The following is a 6649-nucleotide window of genomic DNA, read 5'->3' as shown; positions in this document are numbered from 1 at the left end:
GCTTTTTGGGGCCGCTTCGCGCCCCAGCGGGAGCAAGCTCCCTCGCCACAGGTATGCAGAATCAATCCGCGCGGCTCAGTGATGTCCACAAATGCTGCGCCGCATAGGCTCTAAGCGGTCGCCAGGCCTCAGCCCGCGCCAGCAACTGACGCGGGCTCACCGGCCCGCCTTCCAGCGCCACCAGCGCATTGATCAAACCGATATCCCCCGAGGCAAACGCATCCTGCTCGCGCATCTGGCGCATGGCGATGTACTGCGCCGTCCAGTCACCAATCCCGGGTAATGCGACCAACCGCGCCACACCTTCCTTCAGGTTCGCCTTCGCCTGGAAGATCTGCGGGTCATCCAGCAACGCCTGGGCCACGCCCGACAAGGTACGCCCGCGACTTTTCGGCATGCCGAGGGTTGCCAAATCTGCGGCTGCCAGCACCTCGGCCGAAGGAAACACATGGGTCACACCGGCATGGGGCGTCACCAGCGGCGTGCCGTACTGCGCCACCAGCTTGCCCGCCAGCTTGATCGCCGCCACCACGCTAATCTGCTGGCCCAACACCGCGCGGATCGCCAGCTCCAAACCATCCCAGGTTCCCGGCACCCGCAAGCCAGGACGCGCCGCCACCAAGCTCGCCATCAAGGGATCATTCGCCAATTGCCGGTTGATCCCTTTCGGGTCAGCCGATAGGTCAAACATGTCCCGTAACCGCCGCTCAATTTCCGGCAACGCTGCCGGGTCGGGGAAGCCCACCGTCACCTCAAGCCAATCACCGGCCCCGGGCGACACACTGATCCAACCCTGCTGACCGTCGACACTGATACTGCGTGAGTAAACGCCAGCATCCACAGTCTCCATCCCGCTGATCGCCCGCGCCGACAAAAAGCCCAACATCGCCGCCCAGTCATACGGCGCCTGATACGCCAGCTGCATTCTCACAACGACAATACCCCGCTGTACAACCCATACGCCGCCAGGCTCGCCCCGGCGATCACGCAGGCGAAAATGCCTTTTTCCAGATGGGTAAACAAGGGCTGGCCCTGCTCGCGCTTGGCCAGGGCAAACAGGATCACGCCCGGTGCATACAGCAGCGCCGACAGCAGCAAGTACTTCAGGCCACCGGCGTAGAGCAGCCACACCGCATAGGCCAGGGCGATCAGGCTCACCAGCAGGTCCTTGGTGCGTTCGCCATGGGCGCCTTCGTAGGTTTCACCGCGGCCGCTCAACAGCACCGCATACGCCGCCGACCACAGATAGGGCACCAGGATCATCGACGACGCCAGGTAGATCAGGGTGGTGTAGGTGCTTTCCGAAAACAGCGTGATCACCAGGAACAGCTGGATCATTACATTGGTCAGCCACAACGCATTGACCGGCACCTGATTGACGTTTTCCTTTTTCAGGAACGCCGGCATGGTCTTGTCATGGGCGGTGGCGTAGAGGATTTCGGCGCAGAGCAAGGCCCACGACAGCAGCGCGCCCAACAGCGAAACCGCCAGGCCGATGCTGATCAACAGCGCGCCCCACGGGCCGACGATATGTTCCAGCACCCCGGCCAGGGACGGGTTTTGCAGGTTGGCCAGTTCCGGCTGGCTCATGATCCCGAGCGACAGCAGGTTGACCAATACCAGCAGCGCCAACACCCCCAGGAAACCGATGACCGTGGCCCGGCCCACGTCCGAGCGTTTCTCGGCCCGCGCCGAGTAGACACTGGCGCCCTCGATGCCGATAAACACAAACACCGTGACCAGCATCATGTTGCGCACCTGATCCACCACGCCGCCGAAATTCGGATTACTCAGGCCCCAGATATCCCGGGTAAAGATGTCGGCCTTGAATGCCACGGCGGCGATCACGATAAACATCACCAGCGGTACGATCTTGGCCACGGTGGTGATCTGGTTGATGAACGCCGCCTCCTTGATCCCGCGCATCACCAGGAAATGCACCGCCCACAACAACACCGATGCGCAGCCAATCGCCACCGGGGTATTGCCCTGGCCGAACACCGGAAAAAAGTAGCCGAGGGTACTGAATAGCAACACGAAGTAACCGACGTTGCCCATCCAGGCACTGATCCAGTAGCCCCAGGCCGACGAGAAACCCATGTAGTCGCCGAACCCGGCCTTGGCGTACGCGTATACGCCGGAATCCAGTTCCGGCTTGCGGTTGGCCAGGGTCTGGAACACAAAGGCCAGGGTCAGCATGCCCACGGCGGTAATGCCCCAGCCAATCAACACCGCGCCTACCTCGGCCCGCGCCGCCATGTTCTGCGGCAACGAGAAAATCCCGCCGCCGATCATCGAGCCCACCACCAGGGCGATCAAGGCATTGAGGCGCAACTTTTCCGAGGATTGGGACATGAACACTCCTGAACAAAACAACCATTGAGCCAACAACTGTGCACTCAACTAATTTATTAAGCCGGCGCAGCGTTTATTAGATATAGCCAACAAAGGCGCCTGCTTCATAACTTAAAGGCATGACAATAAAGAGCGTTAAGGCAAATTTATAATTTAAATAACGCTGCGCTGTAAAAGTTTGCATATCTGCAAATACTGGCTAGCTTCAAAGGTCCACGCTAATGAGAAAACCTGTTGTTTGAAACGCAGAACCGCTCTACGACGAGCCTCTGCGAGGCACTTGAGCGCCCGTACCTTTCATCATAAGTCATTAATTCACAATGGAATGTGCCAATGAAGTGATCTGAGTCAGCTGTTTGATTAGCGCACGGATTTATTCTGTGGTCTCTCTTCTCCTGCATTGGAGTCATGCGATGTCTGAATCTCCCGGAAAACTTCGACTCGGCGCACTGGTTGCACTTGTCGTGGGTTCAATGATTGGTGGCGGGATCTTCTCACTGCCGCAAAACATGGCGGCCAGCGCCGATGTCGGCGCGGTACTGATTGGTTGGGTGATCACCGCCGTGGGCATGTTGACCCTGGCGTTCGTGTTCCAGACCCTGGCCAATCGCAAGCCCGACCTCGACGGCGGGGTCTATGCCTACGCCAAGGCCGGGTTTGGCGACTACATGGGTTTCTCATCCGCCTGGGGTTACTGGATCAGTGCCTGGTTGGGCAACGTCGGCTATTTCGTGCTGCTGTTCAGCACCCTCGGTTACTTCTTCCCCATCTTCGGCGAAGGCAACACCCCGGCGGCGGTGATCGGCGCGTCGGTGCTGCTGTGGGCCGTGCACTTCCTGGTACTGCGCGGGATCAAGGAAGCCGCGTTCATCAACCTGGTGACCACCATCGCCAAGGTGGTGCCACTGGTGCTGTTTGTGTTGATCGCGCTCTTCGCGTTCAAGCTGGACATCTTCACCGCCGACATCTGGGGCGTGAAAAACCCGGACCTGGGCAGCGTGATGAACCAGGTGCGCAACATGATGCTGGTCACCGTCTGGGTGTTCATCGGCATTGAGGGTGCGAGCATCTTCTCGTCCCGCGCCGAAAAACGCTCCGACGTCGGCAAGGCCACGGTGATTGGTTTTATCACCGTGCTGCTGTTCCTGATGCTGGTGAACGTGCTGTCCCTGGGGATCATGACCCAACCGGAATTGGCCAAGCTGCAAAACCCGTCGATGGCCGCCGTGCTGGAGCACGTGGTGGGTCACTGGGGCGCGGTGTTGATCAGCGTCGGCTTGATCATTTCCTTGCTGGGGGCGCTGCTGTCGTGGGTGCTGCTGTGTGCGGAGATCATGTTCGCCGCCGCCAAGGACCACACCATGCCGGAGTTCCTGCGTAAGGAAAACGCCAACCACGTGCCGGCCAACGCCCTGTGGCTGACCAACGCCATGGTGCAGATTTTCCTGGTGATCACGCTGTTCTCGGCCAGCACTTACCTGTCGCTGATCTACCTCGCCACCTCGATGATCCTGGTGCCTTACCTGTGGTCGGCGGCCTATGCACTGCTGCTGGCGGTGCGCGGTGAAACCTATGAAAGCGCCCCGGGCGAACGCAGGAAAGACCTGCTGATCGGCGCCATCGCGTTGATCTACGCGGTCTGGCTGCTGTACGCCGGTGGCACCAAGTACCTGTTGCTGTCCGCCCTGCTCTACGCCCCTGGCGTGATCCTGTTCGCCATGGCCAAGCATGAACTGGGCAAACCGATTTTCACCAACGTCGAGAAGCTGATTTTCGCCGCAGTCGTCATAGGCGCCCTCGTGGCGGGCTATGGCCTCTACTCCGGCTTCCTGACCCTGTAATCATTGTTCACTGGAGGATCTGTAATGACCACGGAAAAAGTGAAGTACGGCGTACATTCCGAAGCCGGCAAACTGCGCAAAGTCATGGTGTGCTCCCCAGGTTTGGCCCACCAGCGGCTGACCCCAAACAACTGCGATGAACTGCTGTTCGATGACGTGCTGTGGGTAGCCCAGGCCAAGCGCGACCACTTCGACTTCGTGACCAAGATGCGCGAGCGCGACATCGATGTGCTGGAAATGCACAACCTGCTGACCGACATCGTCGCCATCCCCGAAGCGCTGGACTGGATCCTGGAGCGCAAGATCACCGCCAACCAGGTGGGCCTGGGGCTGGTCAATGAGGTCAGCTCGTGGCTGCGCAGCCTGGAGCCGCGCAAGGTCGCCGAGTACCTGATCGGTGGCGTGTCGGCCGATGACCTGCCGAGCAGTTTCGGTGGCAAGACCATCGAGATGTTCCGCGATTTCCTCGGCCACTCAAGCTTCATCCTGCCGCCGCTGCCCAACACCCAGTTCACCCGCGACACCACCTGCTGGATCTACGGCGGCGTGACGCTGAACCCGATGTACTGGCCGGCGCGACGCCAGGAAACCCTGCTGGCCAGCGCCATCTACAAATTCCACCCCGAGTTCACCAACGCGGACTTCCAGGTGTGGTACGGCGACCCTGACCAGGAACACGGCAACGCCACCCTGGAAGGCGGCGACGTGATGCCGATTGGTAACGGCGTGGTGTTGATCGGCATGGGCGAGCGTTCCTCGCGCCAGGCCATCGGCCAACTCGCCCTGAACCTGTTCAAGCACAAGGCCGTGGAGCGTGTGATCGTCGCCGGCCTGCCAAAATCCCGCGCGGCGATGCACCTCGACACCGTGTTCAGCTTCTGCGACCGCGACCTGGTCACGATCTTCCCGGAAGTGGTCAACCAGATCGTCGCTTTCACCCTGCGCCCGGACGAGACCAAGCCCGGCGGCATCGACATCCAGCGCGAAAAAACCAACTTCCTCGACACCGTCGCCGCCGCCCTGAACCTCAAGGCCCTGCGTGTGGTGGAAACCGGCGGCAACAGCTTCGCCGCCGAGCGCGAGCAGTGGGATGACGGCAACAACGTAGTGGCCGTGGAGCCTGGCGTGGTGATCGGCTACGACCGCAACACCTACACCAACACCTTGCTGCGCAAGGCCGGTGTGGAAGTCATCACCATCAGCGCCGGTGAACTCGGCCGTGGCCGTGGCGGCGGCCACTGCATGACTTGCCCGATCATTCGCGACCCAATCGACTACTGATATTCAAACCCTGGCCGCCGCTCATAAGGCGCCGGCCAGGGGGATAACCTAAACAGAAGGAGATCCACCATGGCTTTTAATATGCGCAACCGCAGCCTGCTGTCGCTGATGCACCACACCACTCGCGAGCTGCACTACCTGCTGGACCTGTCCCGCGACCTCAAGCGCGCCAAATACACCGGCACCGAGCGTCCGCACCTGAAGGGCAAAAACATCGCGCTGATCTTCGAAAAAACCTCGACCCGCACCCGTTGCGCGTTCGAAGTGGCGGCCCATGACCAGGGTGCCCACGTCACCTACATCGACCCGGTGTCGTCGCAGATCGGCCACAAGGAAAGCATGAAGGACACCGCCCGCGTCCTCGGCCGGATGTTCGATGCCATCGAGTACCGTGGCTTTGAACAGGAAATCGTCGAAGAGCTGGCCAAGTTCGCCGGTGTGCCGGTGTTCAACGGCCTGACCGCTGAATTCCACCCCACCCAGATGATCGCCGACACCCTGACCATGCGCGAGCACAGCGACAAGCCGCTGCATGACATCAGCTACGCCTACCTGGGCGACGCCCGCTACAACATGGGCAACTCGCTGCTGATGATCGGCGCCAAGCTGGGCATGGACGTGCGCATCGGCGCACCGAAAGCCCTGTGGCCCCATGCTGACTTCATCAAGCAGTGCCAGGCATTTGCCGAGGAAAGCGGCGCGCGCATCACCATCACCGAAGACCCGAAGGAAGCGGTGAAAGGCGTGGACTTCATCCACACCGATATCTGGGTGTCCATGGGCGAACCGGTGGAAGCGTGGGACGAGCGCATCGAGCAACTGCTGCCGTACCAGGTCAACGCCAAGATGATGAAGGCCTCGGGCAATCCACGGGTGAAATTCATGCACTGCCTGCCGGCGTTCCACAACAGCGAGACCAAGGTCGGCAAGGACATCGCCGCGCGTTATCCGAACCTGGCCAATGGCGTGGAAGTGACCGAAGAGGTGTTTGAGTCCCCGGCCAACATCGCCTTTGAGCAGGCGGAAAACCGCATGCACACCATCAAGGCGATCCTGGTGTCGGCGCTGGCGGATATCTAAACCCACACCGCTCCCACTTTTGATACGCGGTCCAAAATGTGGGAGCGGGCTTGCTCGCGAAGGCGGCGTGCCAGTCGCTATATTTTTCACCG

At 60.6% G+C, this 6649-nt stretch carries 5 protein-coding genes; 3 read left to right on the top strand and 2 right to left on the bottom strand.

Features of this window, described 5'->3' with window-relative positions; translation table 11 throughout:
- Positions 1 to 61 precede the first annotated feature (61 nt).
- Together ACW9I6_RS29560 and arcD (ACW9I6_RS29555) are read right to left on the bottom strand one after the other, a co-directional pair.
- Positions 62 to 925 (bottom strand): DNA-3-methyladenine glycosylase family protein, encoded by an 864-nt coding sequence (locus ACW9I6_RS29560; protein WP_457340137.1) that lies wholly within the window; start codon positions 923 to 925, stop codon positions 62 to 64.
- 2 nt (positions 926 to 927) lie between these two features.
- The gene (gene arcD, locus ACW9I6_RS29555; RefSeq protein WP_003220058.1) at positions 928 to 2355 is read right to left on the bottom strand and encodes an arginine-ornithine antiporter; all 1428 of its coding nucleotides are present in this window, start codon (positions 2353 to 2355) and stop codon (positions 928 to 930) included.
- Between the two features lie 413 nt (positions 2356 to 2768).
- Between arcD (ACW9I6_RS29555) and arcD (ACW9I6_RS29550) the strand changes: the two genes are divergently transcribed.
- The 3 genes from arcD (ACW9I6_RS29550) to ACW9I6_RS29540 all read left to right on the top strand — a co-directional run bounded on the left by arcD (ACW9I6_RS29550) (position 2769) and on the right by ACW9I6_RS29540 (position 6557).
- On the top strand, positions 2769 to 4196 hold the full coding sequence (arcD, locus tag ACW9I6_RS29550) for an arginine-ornithine antiporter (protein WP_003220056.1): 1428 nt from the start codon (positions 2769 to 2771) through the stop codon (positions 4194 to 4196).
- 24 nt (positions 4197 to 4220) lie between these two features.
- Complete coding sequence (gene arcA, locus ACW9I6_RS29545; RefSeq protein ID WP_003220054.1) at positions 4221 to 5477, top strand: arginine deiminase; 1257 nt, start codon at positions 4221 to 4223, stop codon at positions 5475 to 5477.
- Between the two features lie 69 nt (positions 5478 to 5546).
- Positions 5547 to 6557, top strand: coding sequence for an ornithine carbamoyltransferase (locus ACW9I6_RS29540; protein WP_003220053.1), 1011 nt, complete (start codon positions 5547 to 5549; stop codon positions 6555 to 6557).
- Positions 6558 to 6649: the final 92 nt, after the last annotated feature.

The sequence above is a fragment of the Pseudomonas sp. SDO5522_S412 genome, assembly GCF_054071215.1.
Note: the sequence above shows the minus strand (reverse complement) of the source record. Positions and strands in the feature narration are given on the sequence as shown.